The organism is Streptomyces sp. NPDC111606 (assembly GCF_055656945.1).
The window spans coordinates 67,537-88,989 of the sequence record NZ_JBVKBY010000009.1 but is presented as its reverse complement, the minus strand read 5'-3'; the positions used below and the strand labels follow the sequence as shown (position 1 = coordinate 88,989).

The following is a 21,453-nucleotide window of genomic DNA, read 5'->3' as shown; positions in this document are numbered from 1 at the left end:
CGGCGCGTGCGCTCAAGGCTCTGTTTCGTCCTGCCCTTGTCCGGGTGCGGCCGTGCTCCGCAAAGGAGTTGATCCTGTGTCGAGGCGCCGCATAGCCGCACTGCTGTCCTCGCTCGCCCTGGGCAGCGCCGCTCTGCTGCTTCAGCCGGCCCCGAGCGCGTCCGCCGCCGGGTTCGTCGTGAGCGAGTCGCAGTTCAACCAGATGTTCCCGAACCGGAATTCGTTCTACACGTACAGCGGCCTGACCGCCGCCCTCAGCGCCTACCCGGGCTTCGCCAACACCGGCAGCGACACGGTGAAGAAGCAGGAGGCGGCCGCCTTTCTCGCGAACGTCAACCACGAGACCGGCGGCCTGGTCCACATCGTCGAGCAGAACACCGCCAACTATCCCCACTACTGCGACCGGAGCCAGCCGTACGGCTGTCCCGCGGGCCAGGACGCATACTACGGGCGCGGTCCGATCCAGCTGTCGTGGAACTTCAATTACAAGGCCGCGGGTGACGCGCTCGGCATCGATCTGCTGAACAACCCCTGGCGGGTGCAGAACGAGTCGGCCGTCGCCTGGAAGACCGGCCTTTGGTACTGGAACACCCAGTCCGGCCCCGGCACCATGACCCCCCACAACGCCATGGTGAACCAGGCCGGCTTCGGCCAGACCATCCGCTCCATCAACGGCTCCCTGGAGTGCGACGGCAAGAACCCGGCGCAGGTCCAGAGCCGCGTCGACGCCTACAACCGGTTCACGCAGATCCTCGGCGTCTCGCCGGGCGGCAACCTCTACTGCTGACGCCCTCCCTGTGCCCGAGGCGTGTGCGAGACTCCGCCGATGACCTCAGAGATGATCACCGCGCGCGCCGCGGGCACCTGGAAACTCGGCGACCTGTCCGTGAGCCGCGTCGGCTTCGGCGCGATGCGGCTGACGGGCAGCGCCGCCTTCCACAACGGAACGCCCAGCGATCGGGGACGCTCGATCGCCGTGCTGCGCAAGGCGGTTGAGCTGGGCGTCGACCACATCGACACGGCCGCCTTCTACTTCTCCGCCCTGCGCGCGGCCAACGAACTCATCAACACCGCGCTGGCACCGTACGCCGACGACCTGGTCATCGCGACGAAGGTCGGCCCGTTCCGCGACTACACCGGGGAATGGGGCACCTCGGCCCGCCCCGACCAGCTGCGCGGCCACGTCGAGGAGAACCTGCGCCAGCTCGGCCGCGACCACCTGGACGTCGTCTACCTGCGCCGCATGCGGCAGGACTCCATCGCCGAGCACTTCGGTGCCCTGGCCGAACTGCGTGAGGCGGGCCTGATCAGGCACCTCGGCATCTCCGCCGTGGAGCCACGGCACCTCGCCGAGGCGCAGGCCATCGCCCCCGTGGTCAGTGTGCAGAACAGGTACGCGCTCGACCGGCCCGACCCCGAGGCCGACGAACTCCTGCGCCTGTGCGGCGAGCAGGGCATCGCCTTCGTGCCGTTCTACGCCGTCGCGGGCGACACCGGGGAGCGGGGCGCGACCGGCGCCCACGACGACGAGGTGCTCGCCGTCGCGCAGGCGCACGGCGTGAGCCCCGCCCAGGTGCGCATCGCCTGGACCCTGCACCAGGGCCCGCACGTGCTCGCCATCCCCGGCACCGGCAACCCCGACCACCTCGCCGAGAACGTGGCCGCGGGAGCTGTCCGCCTCACCGGCGACGAGCTGGCCCGGCTCAACACGGCGCGACAGCAGACCGGTTGAGCCGCAGCCACCGCGGCATGGCTCAGCCGGCGAACCCGGTCACCGGATAGTGGTCGGAGAGGTTCGTGTACGTGTAGTCGGTGCCCCAGCTCGACACCGTCCAGGGCGCGCTCTGCTCCTTGACGACGTCGTTCTTCCAGACGGTGGGACGGGCGTGACCCGCGCGGTGCAGGACGTAGTCCAGGTCCTCGCGCGGGTCGTCGGGGTAGCGGTCGCGGGCTATGGAGTTGTCGGCAGTGTCGAAGGAGTACGCGTGCCCGGTCCGCGCGTCCGCCCCGACCAGCCCGCCGTCGGCGAGCATCGAGCCGTACTCGGACGTGTGCGAGTCGACGTTCATGTCACCGGCGACCAGGACCTGCTCGCTCGCGGGGATGTTCTTCGCGTCCAGGAACGCGTCGATCGCCTTGAACTGCCGGCTGCGCATCGCGGCGGCCTCACCGGCGTCGCAGCCCGGGTCGGTCGACTGCGCGTGTGTGCCCACGACGTGCACCTTGGTGCCGTTCACGTTCAGCACCACGTACGCGAAGCCCTTGTTGGACCACCAGTCCGCCCCGCACGCGTCCTTGAACACGTACTGCTCCTTGCGCAGCACCGGCCACTTGCTCAGGATCGCGACCCCGCCGTCCTCGGGCGTGGTGGCCGAGTAGGAGCCACCGGTCGCGTCCCAGCCGCTCTTGCTGCGCCCGACCACCGGCGTCTGGTGCGGGTAGCGGTCGGCGAGGGAGCTCTTCAGCGCGTCCGAGGAGGAGTTGTCGAACATCTCCTGGAACACGACCACGTCGTTGCCCTGCACGAACGGCGCCTTGGCGATCTCGGCGGCCCGGTGGTCCTGGCCCCAGTTCGGGTACAGGCTCTTGCTGAAGAGGAAGACGTTGTACGACAGCACCTTGAGCGGCGGCGCCTGCTCGGCGGCCGACGCGGTGGGCGCCGAGCAGGCAAGACCGGCACCGGCGAGCGAGAGCGCGAGCACGATCGAGCCCTGTGCGCGGCGGTGTGCGGAGAGCGTCACTGGATCTCCCTGTGGTTGAAGGGGGTTGTGTGGCGCCGCACATCAAATCATCAGGAGTTACTACCAGGTAACACCTGTGCGGGAAATGGATGGCGTGGGGACGTACGCGTGAAACTTGTTCAGACAAGCCACGTTCCGTTTCGCATGAGATGCCGTTGCGGCAGTTCACGCTCCTCGTGCCACGCCTGCACCGCACGCGGCCGCACCCGGTAGTAGGCGTACGTCGCGGAGTCGTTGCGTGGATCCCAGCCTGTCTTCGCGTGAAACGCCTCGGCAGCCGCGGCCGGCACCTCGTCGGCGTCGTGGACCTCCACGTCGCCGTCGATGAGAACGACGTCCCGGGTGTCCCCGAAGGCCAGCCGGGTCCGACGGCCGATGCGGAGGTTGCGCCCTGTGGGGTTGCCGGGGCGGGTGGCCATCCACAGCGCCTCACCGTCCCAGACGAACCACAGCGCGACCAGACACGGCCCCCCCGTCGCTGTCCGCCGAGGCCACCCAGATGTCCGTCTCCCGTCCCAGCCGGTCCAGGACGTCCTGCTTGCGGCGCTCGGGGCTGCGCGCCCCATCCATGATCGTCATTCCCGGAACGCTAGTCGCCGACCGCCTGCCGCACCTCGGGCGCCGGGCCTAGGACTGCGGTCCCGGTCGGGACTGGCGCCCTGGACGTTTTACGTATAACCTCTCCCGTCAATCGCACCTCCAGGAAGGTCCCGATGAGACACATCGCCCTGGTCACCCTCGTCGTCGACGACTACGACGAGGCGATCCGCTTCTACACCGAAGCCCTCGGCTTCCGACTGGTCGAGGACGCCCCGCGCCCGGACGGCTCCCGCTGGGTCGTCGTGGCGGCGGGCGAGGAGGGCACCGCCCTGCTGCTGGCCCGCGCCAAGGGTGGCGAGCAGCGGGCCCGGGTCGGCGACCAGACCGGCGGGCGCGTCGGGTTCTTCCTGCACACCGACGACTTCGCCCGCGACCACGCCCGCATGCTCGCCGCGGGCGTGACCTTCCTGGAGGAGCCCCGGCACGAGTCCTACGGCTCGGTCGCCGTCTTCCAGGACCTGTACGGCAACCGCTGGGACCTGCTCCAGCCCGCCGGCTGATCCACCTCCCGGGCCGACCCGCCGCCCGCCGCTTCGAACCGCCCCGCTCAAGGAAAGACTCCGCCATGACTGCTACGCGCGTAGACGCCGACGTGATCCGTCGCCTCCCCAAGGCCGTACTGCACGACCACCTCGACGGCGGCCTGCGCCCCGCCACCGTGGTGGAGCTCGCGGAGGCGGTCGGCCACACCCTGCCCACCACCGACCCGGACGAGCTCGCCGCCTGGTACTTCGAGGCCGCGAACTCCGGCGACCTGGTCCGCTACATCGCCACCTTCGAGCACACCCTCGCCGTGATGCAGAGCCGCGAGGGGCTGCTGCGCACCGCCGAGGAGTACGTCCTCGACCTGGCCGCGGACGGCGTCGTCTACGGCGAGGTGCGCTACGCCCCCGAGCTGAACACCAACGGCGGGCTGGCCCTCGCAGAGGTCGTCGAGACCGTGCAGGAGGGCCTCGCGGCGGGCATGGCCAAGGCCGCGGCCGCCGGCACTCCGGTGCGCGTCGGCACTCTCCTGTGCGGGATGCGGATGTTCGACCGGGTGCGCGAGGCGGCCGACCTGGCCGTCGCCTTCCGGGACGCCGGTGTCGTCGGCTTCGACATCGCCGGTGCCGAGGCCGGCTTCCCCGCCGCCGACCACGTCGACGCCTTCGAGCACCTGCGCCGCGAGAGCGTGCCCTTCACCATCCACGCCGGTGAGGCCGACGGCCTGTCCAGCATCCACCAGGCCCTCCAGGTGTGCGGCGCCCAGCGCATCGGGCACGGCGTGCGGATCACCGACGACATCGTGGACGGCAAGCTCGGCCGCCTCGCCGGCTGGGTGCGCGACCGCCGTATCGCGCTGGAGATGTGCCCGACCTCCAACCTCCAGACCGGCGCCGCCACGTCCATAGCCGAGCACCCGATCACCGCGCTGAAGGACCTCGGCTTCCGTGTCACCCTCAACACCGACAACCGTCTGGTGTCCGGTACGACGATGACGCGCGAGATGTCCCTGCTGGTCGAGCAGACCGGGTGGACGGTCGAGGATCTGCGCACGGTCACGGTGAACGCCCTGAAGAGCGCGTTCATCCCGTTCGACGAGCGCAAGGCCCTCATCGAGGACGTCGTCCTGCCCGGTTACGCGTCCGCGCTCTGAGCATCGGTCCGGACCGGTCCGCGGGCTAGGAGCCCACGACCAGCCCGCGGACGTAGGCGGCCTGTCCCACGTGCTGGAGATCGTCGGACAGGACGCTGACCAGCCGTGTGCCCAGGCTGACCGGTGGATCCCAGCGCTCGTCCACGATGCGCTCCAGATCCTTGGCGGCCACCTCCCGCAGCGCCCCCAGACTCTGGGCGTGCACGGCGTCGTAGTAGCCGGTCAGCAGGTCACCCGAGTCGACCCGTACCTTGGCGACCTTCGCCGAGGTGTGGCCGTAGCCGGTGTCGTGGCGCGGCAGGTCGAGCCCGAAGGTCTTCTGGAAGTCCTGCGTCAGCCACACCTGGTCGAGGCCGAAGGCGTCGGCGATGTGGTCGTCCTGGACCCGGGTGAGATGCCAGATCAGCCAGGCGACGGAGTTGGCGTCGGGGGAGGGGCGGGCGTGCAGGTCGTCGGGGTCGAGGCCCTCGACGGCGGCGTGGACTTCTTCCTGGATGCGGTTGTACCCGTCGATGAGGATGTCCTTCGCATGCATGGCTCCACCATCGCGTACCCGTCCGTCATGCGCCCTCCGTTTCCAGCAGCGCCATGAGAGCCCGGGCCGCCGGGCTGGTGGCCTGCGCGGGCGGCAGCAGGGCGACCGTCTCGTAGACGGTCTCGCCGGTGCCCTTCACCGGCAGGGCCGTCAGTGAGCGCCGCTTGTCCCGGAAGTGGCGCGGTACGACGGCGATGCCGAGGTCCTCGTCCACCAGGTCCAGGAGGCTGTGCACATCGTTGACCTCCAGGGCGACGGTCCGGCGTACGCCCGCGGCGGCGAAGACGGCGTCGGTGGTGCGGCGCGGCCCCCAGTCCGGGTGGAAGTCGACGAAGACCTCGCCGCCCAGCTCCTCCGGAGTGACGGCGGCGCCGGCGGTGGCGAGCCGGTGGCTCGGATGGCACAGGACGGTCATCGGCTCGCCGGTCAGCGGCACGACCCGCAGCTGGTCGGTGTCCTCCTGCGCGGTCCGTACGGCGAAGGCCAGATCGAGGCGTCCGGCCGCGACCTCCTCCGCGAGCGCGCCCGAGCCCGCCTGACGCAGACAGATCTCCACGTCCGGATGTGCCCGGCGGAAGGCGGCCAGCAGTCCCGCCACATGCACCCCGGCGATGCACTGCTCGGACCCGAGCGCCAGCATCCCGCGCAGCACGCCCTGCACCGCCGCCACCGCCTCATGGGCGGCCCGCACCTGCGCCAGGATCCGTTCCGCCTCGCACAGCAGTGCCCGGCCGGCAGGGGTGAGCGTGACCCGGCGGGTCGTCCGCACGAACAGCGGGGTCTGCAACTCCCGTTCCAGGGCCCGGATCGAGGCCGACAGGCCCGATTGGGACACCAGGAGGCGCTCGGCCGCCCGGGTGAAGTGCTGGTCCTCGGCGACCGCCACGAAGTGCTGGAGATGGCGCAGTTCCATGATTGAGCAGCGTAGCCGCTGAATCCCATCTGATTTACCTGTTGGACCACTGCCAGCAGGTCACGACAGAGTGGACGGCGACTGGAACACCGGTTCCTCGGAGCCGTCCTCCCTGTGCCAACCCCTCTGGAGTCGCGTTGTACACCGCACACACCGACCGCTACGCGGAGATGCCCTACCGGCGCACCGGCCGCAGCGGACTCAAGCTTCCCGCGCTGTCCCTCGGCCTGTGGCACAACTTCGGCCCGGCGGACCGCTCGGTCGAGCACCAGCGGGCCATCCTGCGCCGCGCCTTCGACCTCGGCGTCACCCACTTCGACCTGGCCAACAACTACGGCCCGCCGCCCGGCGCCGCCGAGTCTGCGTTCGGTGAGGCGCTGAAGGCGGACTTCGCGCCGTACCGGGACGAGCTGATCATCTCCACCAAGGCCGGCTATCTGATGTGGCCCGGCCCGTACGGCGAGTGGGGCTCGCGCAAGTACATGCTGTCCTCGCTCGACCAGAGCCTGAAGCGGATGGGCCTGGACTACGTCGACATCTTCTACTCGCACCGCCCCGACCCGGACACTCCCCTGGAGGAGACGATGGGCGCCCTGCACTCGGCGGTGCAGCAGGGCAAGGCGCTGTACGTCGGCGTCTCCAACTACTCGGCGGAGCAGACCCGCGAGGCCGCCCGCATCCTGGGCGAGCTGGGCACGCCGCTGCTCATCCACCAGCCGGCCTACTCGATGCTGAACCGCCGCCCCGAGGAGGAGGGACTCCTCGACGCCCTCGACGAGCTCCAGGTCGGCTCGATCGTCTTCTCCCCGCTGGCGCAGGGCCAGCTGACCTCCCGCTACCTCGACGGCATTCCGAAGGACTCGCGGGCCGCGAGCGGCAGCCCGTTCCTGAACGCCGACTCGATCACCGACGAGCTGCTGGGCAAGCTCCGGGCCCTCGACGAGATCGCCAAGTCCCGCAGCCAGACCCTGGCGCAGCTGGCCCTGGCCTGGGTGCTGCGCGGCGGCCGGGTGACCTCGGCGCTCGTCGGTGCGAGCAGCGCGCAGCAGATCGAGGACAGCGTCGCGGCCACCCGAAACCTGGACTTCGACGCCGACGAGCTGGCCCGCATCGAGGCGATCCTCAAGCCGTAAGGCGTTCGCTGACCTCCCAGAGGCGGGCCGCCGCCTCTGGGTCCACGGCGTACGACAGCACGCCCGGCGTCTCCGCTCCGGCGCGCCACTCGGCCTCGTCGGCCTCGGCCACCAGGGGGCTGACGTCGCAGTTCTCGCAGTAGACCCCGCCCACTGCGGTCAGCTGCGGGCTGGTGGCGCACCAGACGCTGGTGGCGGCTCCCTGCTCGACCGTCTTCAGCTGGCGGGACGGGTCCCGTACGGGCCGCCCGTGCTCGTCGAGGACACCGGCCGCCCGGACCACGTCCGCGGAGACGTGCTTGGCGAGGCCGGTCTCGATGATCGTGCCCGGGTGCACGGCGAAGGCCCGCACCTCCTGGGCCCGCCCGCGCCGGTCGAGTTCCACTTCGAAGAGCGCGTTCGCCGTCTTGGACTGGTAGGCTTCGCCGTCTTGGACTGGCCGTAGGCGGCGAACGGCTCGTAGGGGCGGTGCTCGAAGTGCAGGTCGTCGAAGTCGACGTTGCCGAGCGGATGCCCCGCGAGGACACGGCCACGACCCGCGCCCCGTCGGCCGCGACCAGGGCGGGCCACAGGCGGGCGACCAGCTGGAAGTGGCCCAGGTGGTTGGTGGCGAACTGCGCCTCGTACCCGCGTGCGTCCCGGGTCGGCGGGGTCGCCATGATCCCGGCGCTGTTGACCAGGATGTGCAGCGGACGCCCGGAGGCCAGGAACTTCTCCGCGAAGGCGTCGATCGACGCCGGGTCCAGCAGGTCCAGGTACTCGGCCTCGGCGCCGGGCACGTCCTGCAGCGCGGCCCGTGCCCGCTCCAGGTCCCGCGCCGGTACGACGACCTCGGCGCCGGCGGAGCGCAGCACCCGGGCCGTCTCCAGCCCGATGCCGGAGTAGCCGCCGGTGACGATTGCGACCCTGCCGGTCAGGTCGACCCCCTTGATCACCTCCTCGGCCGTGGACGCGGCGCCGAAGCCGGAGGGCAGGGGGTGCTGTGCGGTGGTCATGGTGCGTATCTCCTCAACGTGAGCCGACCAGGCCACCGTAGGTTCGCGTCTCCGTACGATGAATGCTTGAGAATCCGTATTACTTGCGTGAGAGTTCGAGCATGACCGCAGACCCGCTGTCCGAGGCCCTCGCCGTCGCCGATGCCCGCAGCGTGTTCTCCGGTGGCTTCACCGCCGGCGGGACCTGGGCGATCCGGCTGCGCGGGCGCGACAGCCTGAAGGTGATCGCCGTGGTGCGGGGGCAGCTGTCTGCTGGTCCGCGAGGGCGGTGGCGAGCCGCTGAAGCTGTCCGAGGGGGACGTGGTGGTCTCCGACGGGCGCCGGCCGTACGTCCTGTGCAGCGCGCTCGGGGTGGAACCACTTGACTCCGCCGACGTCACGGTGGACCCCGTCACCTCTTCCGCCCGGCTCGGTGAGGGCCCGGACGAGGACGTCTCCTGCGTCTCCGGGCACATCGACCTGAGCCGGGACAGCGGCGAACTGCTGCGCCGGGCGCTCCCGGAGCTGATCCACGTACGGTCCGACGTGGCCGAGGCTTCGGCGCTGCGCTGGCTGATCGGGCAGCTGGCCGAGGAGATGAGGACGCGCCGGGCCGGGGTCGAGTTCGCCTCCGACCAACTGGCCCAGCTGATGTTCGTGCAGGTGCTGCGGGTCTGCCTCGTCGAGCCGGAGGGGCTGCCGCCGGGCTGGCTGCGCGCCCTGGCCGACGAACGTCTCGCCCCGGCCCTGCGCCTGATGCACGGCGATCCGGGCCATCCCTGGCAGCTGGCGGATCTCGCCCGGGCGGCCGCGATGTCCCGGACCACCTTCGCCGTACGGTTCAAGGAGGCGGCCGGGGTGCCGCCCCTGACGTATCTGCTGAACTGGCGCATGAGCCTGGCCGCCCGCGCCCTCAGGCAGGACACGGTCCCGGTCGCGGCGCTCGCCCGTTCCGTCGGATACACCTCCGAGAGCGCCTTCAGCAACGCCTTCAAGCGGGCGGTGGGCGTCGCGCCCCGGCGCTATCGGGAGGCCGCTAGGGGCTGATCCGCTCCTCCAGACGCACGGTCACGGTGTCGCCCTCCGCCTTGCCGATGGCCTTGCGGATGTCGGCCTTCACGGGCAGCTTGTGCGTGCCGTCGCCCATGGCCATGAACGAACTGCGGAAGGGCTGCCCGTCGATCGTGCCGCGGACCTTGACGAGCCCGCGGGTGCCGAAGAACTCGACGCTCCTCGGCCAGACGAGATAGGTCCAGCCGCCCTCGCTCGGACTCTTGCGCAGGACGGCCGTGAACTCCTCGTCCAGCTTGGCGGTGGTGGTCATGATGGTTCCTCCGCTCGCGGTGGTCACGTACTGAAGAGACCACCGCGAGCCGGGAAACTCATCGCGGATCTCATGCCCCGGCCGGAACCCGGTCCAGAAATCCGAGGACGGACTGGATCTGTCCCTCGGCGTCCAGCGTGATCACGTCGGACCCGGCGACCGGCGCCGCCCCGTCGACCTCGCTCACCAGCTCCCAGGAGAAGCGCGCCGTGTCGTGGTGGCCGTCGACGGAGCCGGTCCGGCGGAAGACGAAGCCGGGGAACTGTGCGTGCGCCGCCGCGACGACGGCCACGATCCCCTCAAGGCCCCGGACGTCCGCGAGCGGGTCGGTGTAGCCGCCCTGCGGGGACCACGCGATGGCGACCGCCCGGGCCAGCGCATCGGGCTCGCGGGTGTTCCAGGCGTCGAAGTAGCGGGCGACGGCGATCTCGTAGCGGTCGGTGGTCACGGGCACGGACGCGGACATGGGCGATCAGCCTCCAACGAGGTCGGCACTGGTGGGAACCCGGATCCCGCTCGCGGTGACCCGGTACCGCAACGATGCCCGCCGACGGCGGAAAGCTCGATTACTCCCGAGGTAATGCCCGGTCACGCACGTGGTTGACGTGTGCCCGCCGCGTTTCGGCCAACACCGGCTGTGAATATGCCAGGAGACTGGCCGGAAAGTCATGGTGACAGTGTTTCAGTAGTGAACATACTCAACTACGAGGGTGCCTCACATGGGGCGACGGCTCCCTTACGCACCGCTCACGAGCCGCAGGGAAAGCGAGGTCCGCCGACAGGCGAACACGGCAACACGGGGGAGGTCACGTGCACGACGAGTTCCTTTGCCATGTCACCGCATACGGCGTCTGCGGCGGTCGGCGCATCGGTGTACCCCTGGGAACCTACCGGGCACCCACCCTGGCCCTCGCGCTGTGGTGGTTACGTGACCGGGCCTCCTGGATGGCCGAGCGATTAGACCCGCGACCGGATGCCGCGCACTTGCCCGCGAGTGCGCTCGTCCCGGTCGCGGACAATGTGCCCGACGTGCCGGCCGTGCTGCGCGCATGGTGCGGCGACGACGATCAACAGGAGCTGGTGGCCGACGAGTTGGCGGCCGGGCGGCTGGTGCGGATCGCCGTGAGTGACGAGACCACCGAGTACGAACTGCTCGCCGAGTCGATCGACGCCCTGCGGATGCAGCGGACCGTCCCGGCGCTGGTCGTCCCCGTCGGCTGAACCCCCGGCTGCCGAAGGAACGCGTCCCGAGCGCGGACGGACGCCGTGAGCGCGGGCAGCACATACATGGGCAGATCGATAGAATCCTGGCATGGCGGAGCGGCCGGTCGCACCGACTGCGCCCGTACTGGTCCTGGAGACCGAGTCGGGCTCCACCGTGATGACCCCCGGCCGTGACTACCGCGTCGGACGCGACCCGCTCAGCGACATCGTCATCGACGACGCCCGTGTCTCCTGGCACCACGCGGTACTGCGGCCCGGCGCCGACCACTGGACCCTCGCGGACGAGAACAGCACCAACGGCACCTACACCGAAGGCCACCGCATCCGCGAATGGGACGTGGGACCCGGCACCGTCATCCGCTTCGGCAACCCGTCCGACGGCCCCCGCGCGGTGCTGCTGGACCGCCCGGGCCCGCCCGCCGCCCCGGAGCGCCCCTCGGCGATCTCCATGCCCGGCCTCACCGGTACCTTCCGCCGGCCCACCTCCGTCCGGCCCCTGCCCACCCGCGCCGTCCGCATCGGCCGCGCCGCCGACAACGACCTGGTCATCGACGACCTGGTCGTCTCCCGCCACCACGCCGAACTGCACGCCCTGCCCGACGGGACCTACGAGATCGCCGACCTGGGCAGCCACAACCGCACCTACCTCAACGGCAGTCCGGTCACCACCGCCCCGATCGGCCCCGGCGACATCGTCGGCATCGGCCACTCCGCGTTCTGCCTGGTCGGGGACCAGCTGCAGGAGTACGTCGACACCGGCGAGATCTCCCTGGAGGTGCAGGACCTCGCGGTCGCCGTCGATCACGGCCGCAAGACCCTCCTCGACCATGTCTCCTTCCCGGTGGGGGAGAAGTGCCTGCTCGCCGTCGTCGGCCCGAGCGGCGCCGGGAAGTCCACGCTTCTCAACGCCCTCACCGGCCAGCGCCCCGCCGACCACGGCACCGTGCTCTACGACGGCCGCGACCTCTACCACGACTACGCCGAGCTGCGCCAGCGCATCGGCCTGGTCCCGCAGGACGACATCCTGCACGCACAACTCACCGTCCGCAGCGCCCTGTCCTACGCCGCCGAGCTGCGCTTCCCCCAGGACACCGCGAAGGCCGAGCGCCGGGCCCGGGTCGACGAGGTCATCCACGAACTGGGCCTGGAGCAGCGCGCCGGGCAGCCCGTGCACAGCCTCTCCGGCGGGCAGCGCAAGCGCGTGAGCGTCGCCCTGGAACTGCTGACCAAGCCGTCGCTGCTGTTCCTCGACGAGCCGACCTCCGGGCTCGACCCCGGCATGGACCGCTCGGTGATGAACATGCTGCGCGGCCTGGCCGACGACGGCCGCACCGTCATCGTCGTCACCCACAGCGTGCTCAGCCTCGACATCTGCGACCGGCTCCTCGTGCTCGCCCCCGGCGGACGCATCGCCTACTACGGCCCGCCCGAGGAGGCCCTGCTCTTCTTCGGGTTCGAGCACTGGCCGGAGGCCTTCGAGGCGTTCGAACGCGACCAGGAGCGGGACTGGGCGGGCGACTACCGCGGCTCGCTCTACCACCGGCAGTACATCTCCGACGCCACCGGGCAGCCCCGCCAGCTCCGCACCGGCCCGGTCGTGATCGCCCGGCCGCCGCGGCCGCGCAGCCGCGGCGCCCAGCTCGGCACACTGATCCGCCGCTACGCCACCGCGCTCGCCGCCGACCGCACCTTCCTCGCGATCATGATCGCCCTGCCGTTCGTGATGGGCGCGATGGCCCGCGCCCTGGCCGGCAGCAGGCTGACCCAGGAGACGGCGATGAACGCGCTGCTCATCCTGTGCGTCGGCGGCGTCCTGACGGGCGCGGCGAACGCCGTGCGCGAGCTCGTCAAGGAGCGTGTCATCTACCGGCGCGAGCGCGCGGTCGGTCTGTCCAGATCGGCGTACCTGATGTCCAAGGTGGTGGTCCTGGGGACGATCACCGTGCTCCAGGCGGTCGTACTGACCCTGGTGGCCCTGCTCGGCGTCGACCTCAACGCCCCCGGCGGCGAGGGTGTGCTGATGCCGCCGCTCGTCGAGATCACCGTCGCCGTCGCCCTGCTGGCGTTCACCGCGATGATGCTCGGCCTGGTCGTCTCCGCGCTGGTGCGCAAGGAGGAGGTGACGATGCCGCTGCTGGTGCTGCTCGCCATCGTCCAGGTGGTGTTCTGCGGAGCGCTGCTCAAACTCGACGGAGTGCCCGGCCTGGAGCAGCTGTCCTGGGTCGTGCCCTCCCGATGGGCGTTCGGCGCGATGGCCGGCACCCTGGAGCTGTCCCGGCTCGTCCCCGGCGACCTGACCGGCGATCCGCTGTTCGAGCACTCGGCCGGCGTGTGGCTGCTCAACGTGTCCATGCTCGTCGCGCTCTCCGCGGTCTTCGGCTACGTCGTCTCCCGGCTGCTGCGCCGCCGCGAACCCGTCGTCATGCGGAAGTAGGCGAGAGCCCATGGCGTCCCCCGGCTTCCGGCCCACCCACGTCGTCCCCCAGCACGGCATGCCCGCCTGGGAAACACCCGACCCCGCCCGGCCCACCGTGCCCCTCGACGCGTTCCTGCCGGTCCAGCTCGTCGAGCGGCAGGGCGACTGGGGGCACATCCTGTGCGCCAACGGCTGGTCGGCCTGGGTCGACGGCCGCCACCTGGTCGCCGTACCGCAGGACCCGCCCACCGCCGACGACGGCGCGCTCACGAGTGCCGCCGACCCGCGCCCACTGCTCACCCGCGTCGAGCGGGTGCTGGCCGGCTACCGGTCGGCGGTCGAGGACCTCGCGGCCGGCGGCCTGGACGGCGAGTCCTTCCGTGTCCGCACGTCGGGGCTGCGCATCGGGGTCGTCGTCGACGGTGAGTCGATGTGGCTCTACGACGCCGAGCACGGCCGGTGGGCGTACGCGGACGGCACCCGGCTGAGCACGTACGCCACGGACGACGGCCCCCGCGCCGCCACCGACCCCGGCCACGCCCCGACCCAGGTCGTGACACCCGATGGTCCGTGACACGAGCCTCTTCTCCGGCCGTCCCTCGGAGCTGATCGGCCGGGAGATCGCGGGCTACCGCATCGAGCGCGAGATCGGCCGCGGCGGCATGGCCGTCGTCTACCGCGCCCGCGACCTCCGCCTGGACCGCACCGTCGCCCTGAAGCTCCTCGCCCCCGAACTCTCCCGCAACGACACCTTCCGGAACCGCTTCACCCACGAGTCCCGGGCCGCCGCCGCGATCGACCATCCGCACATCGTGCCCGTCTTCGAGGCGGGCGAGACGGACGGCGTCCTGTACATCGCCATGCGCTACGTCTCCGGCAGCGACCTGCGCCATCTCCTCGACCGCCAGGGCCCCTTGCAGCCCCCGACGGCCCTGCGCATCGCCGCCCAGGTCGCCTCCGCCCTCGACGCGGCGCACGATCACGGCCTGGTCCACCGGGACGTGAAGCCCGGCAACATCCTCGTCGCGCGCGGCACCGACAGCGATCACCCCGAGCACGTGTACCTCACCGACTTCGGTCTGACGAAGAAGTCGCTGTCCCTGACCGGCTTCACGACCGTCGGACAGTTCGTCGGCACCCTCGACTACGTCGCCCCTGAGCAGATCTCGGGCAAGCCGGTCGACGCACGCTGCGACGTCTACGGGTTCGCCTGCGTGGTGTACGAGTGCCTGGCGGGCCACCCGCCGCTGCGCCGCGACAGTGACATGGCCCTGCTGTGGGCCCACCAGTACGACGAGCCACCGCCCCTGACCGAGGCACGCCCGGACCTCGCCGCGGCCGTGGACGCCGTGTTCGCCAGGGCGCTGGCCAAGAGCCCCGACGACCGGCAGGGCTCCTGCCTCGCGTTCGTCGCCGACCTGCGCGCCGCGGTCGCGGGCGGTGCGGCACAGGGGCACGCGCCGACGGAGGTGGACCTGAGGGTCGTGGAGCGGGCGAAGGAGTCCGCGAAGGGCGAGCCGAAACCGCCGCCCCGCTGGGCCGGGCCGGTCTTCCGGCGGTGACCGGGGCCGGTGCGGCAGCTCACCCTTGCGCGCGCGTCGGCACCTCGCCCCGGTGCCGCACCCGCTTCGCCAGCAGCCCGCCGAGGAATCCGCTGACCAGCCCCCACAGCAGTGCCAGGCCGATGGCGCCCCACACCTCGGGCCGCAGGAACAGCTCGCCGCCCAGATCCCCGCCGAGGTCACCGATGCCCAGCACCGACAGGCCGTAGTGGGCGGACGTCCGGCCGACGAGGCAGATCATCAGTACCGTCAGCGCCAGCGCGACCGCCATGTGCACGGCGTGCTGCCAGGCGCGCATCCGGGCCGGTGAACGTCTCGCCATCACGAAGGCGGCCGTCAGCAGCAGGACCGCGTCGACCACGACCAGCCACCACACCCTGCCGTCGTGCTCGGCGAGCGTGCCCAGATTGAGCTCGGCCGCCTCCCGGCCGCGCAGCACCTCGTCGAGGACATGCGGCATGGGCAGCCCGAACGGCCCGTCCACCCGCCCGTTCCAGGTCGCGCCGAGCCCGATCGTCAGGGCGAGCCACACCACGTTCGGCAGTCCGAGCAGCATCACCGCGAACGTCTCGGCCGCGTGCCCGCGCGTCGCCGCCACGACCAGGCCGATGACGACACCCAGCACCACAAAGGCGAGCAGCAGCGCCACCATGGCGTAGGCGGCCGGCCGTACCGACTCCTGGAAGCGCAGCAGCCGGCCCGGAAGCGGAGCCCCGCGCGAGACCAGCAGGGCCAGCACCAGCACGCCCGCCAGCCACAGCAGGCCGAAGAACAAGGTCGCCGGGACGTGAGTGGTGAAGCCGACCTCGGGCGAGATGCCGAACAGGTCGCCGAGGTCGCCGAGCGCGTCCTCCCCGAGGTCCCGCAGGGAGAGGGTGAACGTCTGGCTGGCGGCGAGGGACAGCGCCAGGAGCGCGACGAGCCACAGTACGGCGATCCTGGCGGCCCAGCCGGCCAGCTCCCCGGCGCCGGCGACCGCCCGGTGCCGCAGCGGACGCAGGAAACCGGCGGCCAGGACGAGCGCACCGGTGAGCGTGACGGACAGCGGGATCACGGTCAGACCGGCGTCGGACTCGGCCAGTCCCCCGGCGTTCCCCGAGAGCTCGATCGTGCCGCCGACCGCCGTGACGACGGTCGCCGCGACGACACGGGGGAAGGCGTTGTCCGGGAGGTCCGCGGCCCCGGCCGCCCACAGCCCGAGCGAGGCGACCACCCCCATCGCCACCAGCCCGGCCAGTACCGCGAGGAGGGCATGCACCCAGCCATGGGCGGCCACGGCCGGACGGGAGGGGGTCAGCGCGCTCACCCTGCCCACGCTAAGCAGCGCCTCACCGCCCCGCCCGCCGGGAGGTCCGTCCGCGTCGGCTTGCGGGCGGCGCGGCACCGGAGCACAGAATGGGTGCAACGCAGGGAAGCGACAAAAGAGACAGACACCAGAGACAAAGAGACAGACACCAGAGACAAAGAGACAGACACCAGAGACAAGGGTGCGCGGCGAAAGCGCCATCCAGCACGCTGGGAAGAAGGCTTCGTGAGCGTCGAACCTCCGTCGTCCGGCCGCCCCACAGGACCGCCCTCGGGCCCCCTGTCCGGCCCCTCCCAGCCACCCTCCGGCCCGCCCTCGCAGCCCCCGTCCGCCGGCGGCACCGGAGCGCCCGGCCCCGGACCGCGCCGCCCCTGGTGGCGGTCCGTGCCCCGCGTCGCGGCGATCGCCGTCGTGGTCGTGGCCGCAGTGATTCTCGCCGTCGTCCTCTCCCGCGGTGACGGGGGCGGCGGCGGCAACGGCACGACCGCCGACGGGGAGGTCTTCCTCCAGGCCGCCGGCAAGACGGGACCCGACCCGTTCACCGAGTCCACCGCCACGGACAGCTCCGCCCCGCCCGCCACCCCGACCGCGGCCACCGAGTCGGCACCGTCGAACGCGGTACGCGGGGTCGACGGCGGCGCGCCCGGCCTGTACGGCGGCAGCCGCAACGCCGCCGCATGCGACGTCGAGAAGCAGATCGAGTACCTTCAGGCGGCTCCGGAGAAGAACAGGGCGTTCGCGTCGGTCGCCCGTGTCGACCCCTCCGACGTCCCCGCCCATCTGCGCTCGCTCACGCCGGTCCAGTTGCGCATGGACACCCGTGTCACCAACCACGGCTACCGCGACGGCGCCGCCGACGGCTACCAGGCCGTCCTCCAGAGCGGCACGGCGGTCATGGTCGACGACCGCGGGGTGCCCCGGGTGCGCTGCGCCTGCGGCAACCCGCTGACCCCGCCGGTCGCCCAGCAGGGCACACTCAAGCGGACGGGAGACTCCTGGCCGTCGTACCGTTCCTCGAACGTCGTCGTGGTCGTGCCCTCGACGACGATCGTCGACGTGTTCGTCATCTTCGACGACGAGCGCGACGAGTGGGTCGCCCGCGAGCGCGGCGATGACGGTGACAAGGACAGGAAGACCGACCGGCCGGTGAAGCCCTCCCCGTCGGTGAGCGTCTCGACGCCGGCGTCGCCGAGTTCCCCGTCCAGCCCGCCGACATCAACCCCGGAATCGTCCACTCCGGAAACCTCGACCTCCGAACCTCCGACCACCGAGCCCGAGCCGTCGGAGACCTCCGTCCCGCCGCCGGACGAGGACACGACCACGACGTCCCGGTCGGCGCCCATGGAGGACACATCGCAGTCGCCGCCGCTGTGACGTACGGCGCGACCTGCACGGGGACTGCGCGGCGCCGCGCTGGGTAACAGGACTGGTGCAGCAGCGTCCGGCCGGGGCCGGCTTCCGAGAGAGAAACGCATGATCGAGCACGTGGACGGGGCAGTGATTCCGACTGGTTTCGACGTGCCCGTGGAACCGCTTCGGCGGGCGGCGCACTACAGCGGCGAACAGGGATGCATCGCCGAGGCGCGGTCCTTCGCGGCGCTGTTCCTCGGGCGACTCAGGACCGAGTGGTGCGCCACGATCGGGCAGCCGGCCGAGGACAAGGTGCTGTTGGTGGTCAGCGAGCTGGTCACCAACGCCGACCGGCACAGCAACGGCCCGTACATCCTGGATCTGGAGGGCACCGACGACGCGGTGACGGTCTGCGTGTACGACAGCAGTGCCGCGCTGCCCCGCCGCTACCCCAGGGATCCGCAGCGGGTCGGCCGGCACGGACTGGAGATCGTCCACGCGCTTGCCGCCGAGGTCGCCGTGGAACGGGTGCCGGTCGGCAAGCGGGTTCGAGCGGTACTGCGGCTGGCCGACGAGTGACGCCGGGCCGGGAGTTCCGTGCCGGTGCGTAGCGCCGGTTTCCCCCAGGGCGGAACGCCGGCCCCTTCCCCTGCCGCCGCACCCTCATAGGCTGGGAAGGTGAGCAAACAAGCGCCGAACGAAGCCCGCGTCATTCCCCTGCGCCCGCCCGCCGCCCGCCCGGGAACGACCCGCCCCGCGTCCGAACGCCCTGCCACCCCGGCATCCGCGCCCGCCGCCACACCGCCCGCCCCGGCACCCAGGGAACCCCTCTGGCGCGACCTCGTCGGCGACGTCCTGCGCCGTGAGCGCCTCGCCCAGGAGCGCACCTTGAAGGACGTGGCCGACGCGGCCCGGATCTCCATGCCGTATCTCTCGGAGGTGGAGCGCGGCCGCAAGGAGGCCTCCTCGGAGGTCCTCGCGGCCGCCGCCCACGCCCTGGGACTCGGCCTCGCCGACCTGCTGTCGCAGGCGCAGGGCGAGCTCGTCCGGCTCACCGGCCACCGGGCCCCCACCGGCAGCCGGACCAGGGCCGGTTCACGCCACGACGGGATGTGCCTCGCGGCGTGAGGTCGCGCCGGCGCCTCAGACCCCCACCAGGCGCCGGCTCAGCACCTCGTCGGCCAGGCCGTATGCCACGGCCTCCTCGGCGGTGAACACCTTGTCGCGGTCCATGTCCGCGCGCAGCGTCGTGATGTCGTGGTGGGTGTGCCGGGCCAGCACCTCCTCGACCTGCGAGCGGATCCGGACCATCTCCTTGGCCTGGAGGGCCAGATCGGACACCACCCCACGGCTGCCGCCGGAGGCGGGCTGACCGAGCAGCACCCGCGCGTGCTCCAGCACGAACCGCCGCCCCGGGTCCCCGCCGGCCAGCAGCACGGCCGCCGTGGACGCCGCCTGCCCCACGCAGAACGTCGAGATCGGTGCCTGCACGAACGTCATCGTGTCGTAGATCGCCATGAGCGAAGTGAACGAGCCGCCGGGGGAGTTGAGGTAGATCGCGATCTCGCTCTCCGGAGCCGAAGACTCCAGATGCAGGAGTTGCGCGATGACGACGTTGGCCACGCCGTCGTCGATCTCCGTGCCCAGGAAGATGATCCGCTCCGACAGCAGCCGGCTGAACACGTCGGAGGACCGCTCGCCGTGCGCGGTCCGCTCGACGACGTACGGAATCGTGTAGTTCCCCATGTCACAGCCCCATCCGTCGCTTTGAGGCGGCCGGGCGGACATCCGCGAGGTACTCCACGACCTGGTCCACCATGCCGTACTCCCTGGCCTCCTCGGCCGTGAACCAGCGGTCGCGGTCACCGTCCCGGGAGATGCTCTCCGGGGTCTGGCCGGTGTGCTCGGCGGTGATCCGCTCGATGGTCCTCTTGGTGAACTCCAGGTTCTCCGCCTGGATCTCGATGTCCGCGGTGGTGCCGCCGATGCCCGCCGACGGCTGGTGCATCATGATCCGCGCGTTCGGCAGCGCGAACCGCTTGCCCGCGCTGCCCACGCTCAGCAGGAACTGGCCCATGCTGGCCGCGAAGCCCATCGCGAGCGTCGCGACGTCGTTCGGGATCAGCCGCATCGTGTCGTAGATGGCCAGGCCGGCGTGCACCGAGCCGCCCGGGCTGTTGATGTACAGGCTGATGTCGGTGCGCGGGTCCTCCGCGGACAGGATCAGCAGTTGCGCGCAGACCCGGTTCGCGGAGACCTCGTCGACCTGGGTGCCCAGCAGGACGATGCGCTGGCCCAGGAGCTGGGCGGCCAACTGGTCGTCGAAGCGGGTGGGCGCGGTGTCGCCCTCCTCGGCCCGCGGCGCGAGCGTCGTGAGTGGAGTCATCGGTTCTCCTCGTGGTGGCGGGGATGCCTTCGACTCCACTCTTGACCTCGAACGATGCCGGAATGCGGATTCTCTGCCCGCGGCAGATTCGCTACCGGCAGAGCGGGCGTCAGCCCTTCTCGCGCATCTGCCGGAAGAACGCCCGTACGTCCCCGACGAGCAGATCCGGTTCCTCCATCGCCGCGAAGTGCCCGCCCCGGTCGAACTCCGTCCAGCGCACGATGTTCTCCGTCCGCTCCGCCTTGTGCCGCAGGGGGATCTGCGGGTCGCCGGGGAAGCACGCCACCGCGGTCGGGGCGGTCGAGGGTTCGTGCTGTGCGGCCACCCGGTCACCCTTGGCATGGGCGCGCTCGTAGTACACCCGCGCGGACGAACCCGCCGTGCCCGTCAGCCAGTACAGCATCACGTTGGTGAGCATCAGGTCCCGGTCGACGGCCTCCTCCGGCAACTGCTCCGAGTCGGTCCACTCCTGGAACTTCTCGACGATCCAGGCGAGTTGGCCGACCGGCGAGTCCGTGAGCGCGTACGACAGGGTCTGCGGCCGGGTGGACTGCATGTGGAAGTAGCCCGTCCCGTCCCGGAACCACTTGGCCCACCGGCGCCACGAGGTGAGCGTCCGCTCCCGTTCCTCGGGGCGCAGCGCCGCCAGCTTCTCGGCAGTCGGTTCGGTGGCCGCCTGCGCGCCGGGCAGGAGATTGAGGTGGATGCCGATGGCCCGGTCGGGGTGGACGCGGCCCAGTTCGCGGGAGATGGCCGCACCCCAGTCGCCGCCCTGGGCGCCGAACCGCTCGTAGCCGAGGCGTGTCATCAGCTCGACCCATGCGTCGGCGATCCGGCGGGCCTCCCAGCCGGGCTCCCGGGTGGGGCCGGAGAACCCGAACCCGGGAATGCTCGGCAGGACCACGTGGAAGGCGTCGGCGGGATCGCCGCCGTGCGCGGCCGGGTCCGTCAACGGACCGACGATGTCGGTGAATTCCACGAACGAACCCGGCCAGCCGTGCGTGACGATCAGCGGGGTGGCGTCGGGTTCGGGCGAGCGGATGTGCGCGAAGTGCACATGCGCGCCGTCGATCTCGGTCGTGAACTGCGGCCACGCGTTCAGCCGCGCCTCCGCCGCCCGCCAGTCGTATTCGTGCCGCCAGTGGCGCACCAGCTCGCGCAGGTACTCCGACGGCACCCCGTAGGCCCATCCGACCCCGGGCAGCTCGTCGGGCCACCGGGCGCGGTCGAGGCGGTCGTGCAGGTCGTCCAGGTCACTCTGCGGAATGTCGATGCGGAACGGGTGGATGCCGTTGGCGGCGGACTCAGGCGTCATGACGGCGATGCTAGTTCCGAACGGTGTAACGGCCACGT

At 71.3% G+C, this 21,453-nt stretch carries 21 protein-coding genes and 3 pseudogenes; 13 read left to right on the top strand and 11 right to left on the bottom strand.

Going from position 1 to position 21,453, the window contains the following annotated elements:
- The first annotated feature begins 76 nt into the window (after positions 1-76).
- Complete coding sequence (locus tag ACZ7M7_RS29550; protein WP_383611384.1) at positions 77-787, top strand: chitinase; 711 nt, start codon at positions 77-79, stop codon at positions 785-787.
- Between the two features lie 39 nt (positions 788-826).
- Positions 827-1,732 (top strand): aldo/keto reductase, encoded by a 906-nt coding sequence (locus ACZ7M7_RS29545; protein ID WP_470948084.1) that lies wholly within the window; start codon positions 827-829, stop codon positions 1,730-1,732.
- 22 nt (positions 1,733-1,754) lie between these two features.
- On the opposite strand, the gene sph is transcribed toward ACZ7M7_RS29545, so the two are convergent.
- Both sph and ACZ7M7_RS29535 read right to left on the bottom strand, forming a co-directional pair.
- The gene (sph, locus tag ACZ7M7_RS29540) at positions 1,755-2,741 is read right to left on the bottom strand and encodes a sphingomyelin phosphodiesterase (RefSeq protein ID WP_383611379.1); all 987 of its coding nucleotides are present in this window, start codon (positions 2,739-2,741) and stop codon (positions 1,755-1,757) included.
- Positions 2,742-2,860: 119 nt separating this feature from the next.
- Positions 2,861-3,320 (bottom strand): annotated as a pseudogene (locus ACZ7M7_RS29535) (pyridoxamine 5'-phosphate oxidase family protein).
- 134 nt (positions 3,321-3,454) lie between these two features.
- Here ACZ7M7_RS29535 and ACZ7M7_RS29530 point away from each other — a divergent pair.
- Both ACZ7M7_RS29530 and ACZ7M7_RS29525 read left to right on the top strand, forming a co-directional pair.
- Entirely contained in the window at positions 3,455-3,841 is a 387-nt protein-coding gene (locus ACZ7M7_RS29530; protein ID WP_472121876.1) for a VOC family protein, read from the top strand.
- A gap of 65 nt (positions 3,842-3,906) precedes the next feature.
- Positions 3,907-4,977, top strand: a complete 1,071-nt coding sequence (locus tag ACZ7M7_RS29525; protein ID WP_472121873.1) for an adenosine deaminase — start codon at positions 3,907-3,909, stop codon at positions 4,975-4,977.
- Between the two features lie 25 nt (positions 4,978-5,002).
- On the opposite strand, the gene ACZ7M7_RS29520 is transcribed toward ACZ7M7_RS29525, so the two are convergent.
- Together ACZ7M7_RS29520 and ACZ7M7_RS29515 are read right to left on the bottom strand one after the other, a co-directional pair.
- Positions 5,003-5,512 carry a mycothiol transferase gene (locus ACZ7M7_RS29520; RefSeq protein WP_472121870.1) on the bottom strand — a complete coding sequence of 170 codons (510 nt, stop codon included), beginning with the start codon at positions 5,510-5,512 and terminating at the stop codon, positions 5,003-5,005.
- Positions 5,513-5,537: 25 nt separating this feature from the next.
- A complete protein-coding gene (locus tag ACZ7M7_RS29515) occupies positions 5,538-6,425 on the bottom strand; it encodes a LysR family transcriptional regulator (RefSeq protein WP_363040617.1) in 888 nt (295 codons plus the stop codon).
- Between the two features lie 137 nt (positions 6,426-6,562).
- Here ACZ7M7_RS29515 and mgrA point away from each other — a divergent pair, with 137 nt between their 5' ends.
- Positions 6,563-7,558 (top strand): L-glyceraldehyde 3-phosphate reductase, encoded by a 996-nt coding sequence (mgrA, locus tag ACZ7M7_RS29510; protein ID WP_472121867.1) that lies wholly within the window; start codon positions 6,563-6,565, stop codon positions 7,556-7,558.
- Here mgrA and ACZ7M7_RS29505 read toward each other — a convergent pair.
- Positions 7,548-8,553: pseudogene (locus tag ACZ7M7_RS29505) on the bottom strand (oxidoreductase). The gene mgrA and the pseudogene ACZ7M7_RS29505 sit on opposite strands and share 11 nt — an antisense overlap.
- Before the next feature lie 101 nt (positions 8,554-8,654).
- Here ACZ7M7_RS29505 and ACZ7M7_RS29500 point away from each other — a divergent pair.
- A pseudogene (locus tag ACZ7M7_RS29500) lies at positions 8,655-9,579 on the top strand (AraC family transcriptional regulator).
- Here ACZ7M7_RS29500 and ACZ7M7_RS29495 read toward each other — a convergent pair.
- Both ACZ7M7_RS29495 and ACZ7M7_RS29490 read right to left on the bottom strand, forming a co-directional pair.
- Positions 9,569-9,856, bottom strand: a complete 288-nt coding sequence (locus ACZ7M7_RS29495) for a DUF1905 domain-containing protein (protein ID WP_383625710.1) — start codon at positions 9,854-9,856, stop codon at positions 9,569-9,571. The pseudogene ACZ7M7_RS29500 and the gene ACZ7M7_RS29495 sit on opposite strands and share 11 nt — an antisense overlap.
- 70 nt (positions 9,857-9,926) lie before the next feature.
- Positions 9,927-10,310 (bottom strand): nuclear transport factor 2 family protein, encoded by a 384-nt coding sequence (locus ACZ7M7_RS29490; protein WP_472122482.1) that lies wholly within the window; start codon positions 10,308-10,310, stop codon positions 9,927-9,929.
- A 356-nt stretch (positions 10,311-10,666) separates the two neighbouring features.
- On the opposite strand from ACZ7M7_RS29490, the gene ACZ7M7_RS29485 reads away from it, so the two are divergent.
- The 4 genes from ACZ7M7_RS29485 (at position 10,667) to ACZ7M7_RS29470 (ending at position 15,058) form a co-directional block, all read left to right on the top strand.
- Positions 10,667-11,077 (top strand): hypothetical protein, encoded by a 411-nt coding sequence (locus ACZ7M7_RS29485; RefSeq protein ID WP_383611361.1) that lies wholly within the window; start codon positions 10,667-10,669, stop codon positions 11,075-11,077.
- A 91-nt stretch (positions 11,078-11,168) separates the two neighbouring features.
- Positions 11,169-13,514, top strand: coding sequence for an FHA domain-containing protein (locus tag ACZ7M7_RS29480; protein ID WP_472121864.1), 2,346 nt, complete (start codon positions 11,169-11,171; stop codon positions 13,512-13,514).
- Between the two features lie 10 nt (positions 13,515-13,524).
- The gene (locus ACZ7M7_RS29475; protein WP_472121861.1) at positions 13,525-14,070 is read left to right on the top strand and encodes an SH3 domain-containing protein; all 546 of its coding nucleotides are present in this window, start codon (positions 13,525-13,527) and stop codon (positions 14,068-14,070) included.
- Positions 14,060-15,058, top strand: a complete 999-nt coding sequence (locus ACZ7M7_RS29470; protein ID WP_472121858.1) for a serine/threonine-protein kinase — start codon at positions 14,060-14,062, stop codon at positions 15,056-15,058. Before ACZ7M7_RS29475 ends, ACZ7M7_RS29470 begins: the two co-directional genes overlap by 11 nt.
- A 19-nt stretch (positions 15,059-15,077) precedes the next feature.
- Here the strand turns inward: ACZ7M7_RS29470 and ACZ7M7_RS29465 are convergent, their stop codons facing one another.
- Positions 15,078-16,364 (bottom strand): streptophobe family protein, encoded by a 1,287-nt coding sequence (locus ACZ7M7_RS29465; RefSeq protein ID WP_472121855.1) that lies wholly within the window; start codon positions 16,362-16,364, stop codon positions 15,078-15,080.
- Positions 16,365-16,589: 225 nt separating this feature from the next.
- On the opposite strand from ACZ7M7_RS29465, the gene ACZ7M7_RS29460 reads away from it, so the two are divergent.
- The 3 genes from ACZ7M7_RS29460 (at position 16,590) to ACZ7M7_RS29450 (ending at position 18,842) form a co-directional block, all read left to right on the top strand.
- On the top strand, positions 16,590-17,738 hold the full coding sequence (locus tag ACZ7M7_RS29460) for a DUF6777 domain-containing protein (protein WP_472121852.1): 1,149 nt from the start codon (positions 16,590-16,592) through the stop codon (positions 17,736-17,738).
- Positions 17,739-17,837: 99 nt separating this feature from the next.
- A complete protein-coding gene (locus ACZ7M7_RS29455; RefSeq protein ID WP_328429876.1) occupies positions 17,838-18,293 on the top strand; it encodes an ATP-binding protein in 456 nt (151 codons plus the stop codon).
- Between the two features lie 99 nt (positions 18,294-18,392).
- Positions 18,393-18,842, top strand: coding sequence for a helix-turn-helix domain-containing protein (locus ACZ7M7_RS29450; RefSeq protein WP_472121849.1), 450 nt, complete (start codon positions 18,393-18,395; stop codon positions 18,840-18,842).
- Between the two features lie 15 nt (positions 18,843-18,857).
- On the opposite strand, the gene ACZ7M7_RS29445 is transcribed toward ACZ7M7_RS29450, so the two are convergent.
- From ACZ7M7_RS29445 to ACZ7M7_RS29435, 3 genes are all read right to left on the bottom strand, one after another.
- Positions 18,858-19,460, bottom strand: a complete 603-nt coding sequence (locus ACZ7M7_RS29445; RefSeq protein ID WP_383611339.1) for a ClpP family protease — start codon at positions 19,458-19,460, stop codon at positions 18,858-18,860.
- A gap of 1 nt (position 19,461) precedes the next feature.
- Positions 19,462-20,100: an ATP-dependent Clp protease proteolytic subunit gene (locus tag ACZ7M7_RS29440; protein ID WP_472121846.1), complete on the bottom strand. Its 639-nt coding sequence runs from the start codon at positions 20,098-20,100 to the stop codon at positions 19,462-19,464.
- A 109-nt stretch (positions 20,101-20,209) separates the two neighbouring features.
- Positions 20,210-21,415 carry an epoxide hydrolase family protein gene (locus tag ACZ7M7_RS29435; protein ID WP_472121843.1) on the bottom strand — a complete coding sequence of 402 codons (1,206 nt, stop codon included), beginning with the start codon at positions 21,413-21,415 and terminating at the stop codon, positions 20,210-20,212.
- Between the last annotated feature and the right edge of the window lie 38 nt (positions 21,416-21,453).

Coding starts and splice junctions, on each gene's coding strand:
- ACZ7M7_RS29545 (WP_470948084.1), top strand. CDS start 827: ATGACCTCAGAGATGATCACCGCGCGCGCCGCGGGCACCTGGAAACTC.
- ACZ7M7_RS29530 (WP_472121876.1), top strand. CDS start 3,455: ATGAGACACATCGCCCTGGTCACCCTCGTCGTCGACGACTACGACGAG.
- ACZ7M7_RS29525 (WP_472121873.1), top strand. CDS start 3,907: ATGACTGCTACGCGCGTAGACGCCGACGTGATCCGTCGCCTCCCCAAG.
- ACZ7M7_RS29520 (WP_472121870.1), bottom strand. CDS start 5,512: ATGCATGCGAAGGACATCCTCATCGACGGGTACAACCGCATCCAGGAA.
- ACZ7M7_RS29515 (WP_363040617.1), bottom strand. CDS start 6,425: ATGGAACTGCGCCATCTCCAGCACTTCGTGGCGGTCGCCGAGGACCAG.
- ACZ7M7_RS29495 (WP_383625710.1), bottom strand. CDS start 9,856: ATGACCACCACCGCCAAGCTGGACGAGGAGTTCACGGCCGTCCTGCGC.
- ACZ7M7_RS29480 (WP_472121864.1), top strand. CDS start 11,169: ATGGCGGAGCGGCCGGTCGCACCGACTGCGCCCGTACTGGTCCTGGAG.
- ACZ7M7_RS29475 (WP_472121861.1), top strand. CDS start 13,525: ATGGCGTCCCCCGGCTTCCGGCCCACCCACGTCGTCCCCCAGCACGGC.
- ACZ7M7_RS29470 (WP_472121858.1), top strand. CDS start 14,060: ATGGTCCGTGACACGAGCCTCTTCTCCGGCCGTCCCTCGGAGCTGATC.
- ACZ7M7_RS29455 (WP_328429876.1), top strand. CDS start 17,838: ATGATCGAGCACGTGGACGGGGCAGTGATTCCGACTGGTTTCGACGTG.
- ACZ7M7_RS29445 (WP_383611339.1), bottom strand. CDS start 19,460: ATGGGGAACTACACGATTCCGTACGTCGTCGAGCGGACCGCGCACGGC.
- ACZ7M7_RS29440 (WP_472121846.1), bottom strand. CDS start 20,100: ATGACTCCACTCACGACGCTCGCGCCGCGGGCCGAGGAGGGCGACACC.
- ACZ7M7_RS29435 (WP_472121843.1), bottom strand. CDS start 21,415: ATGACGCCTGAGTCCGCCGCCAACGGCATCCACCCGTTCCGCATCGAC.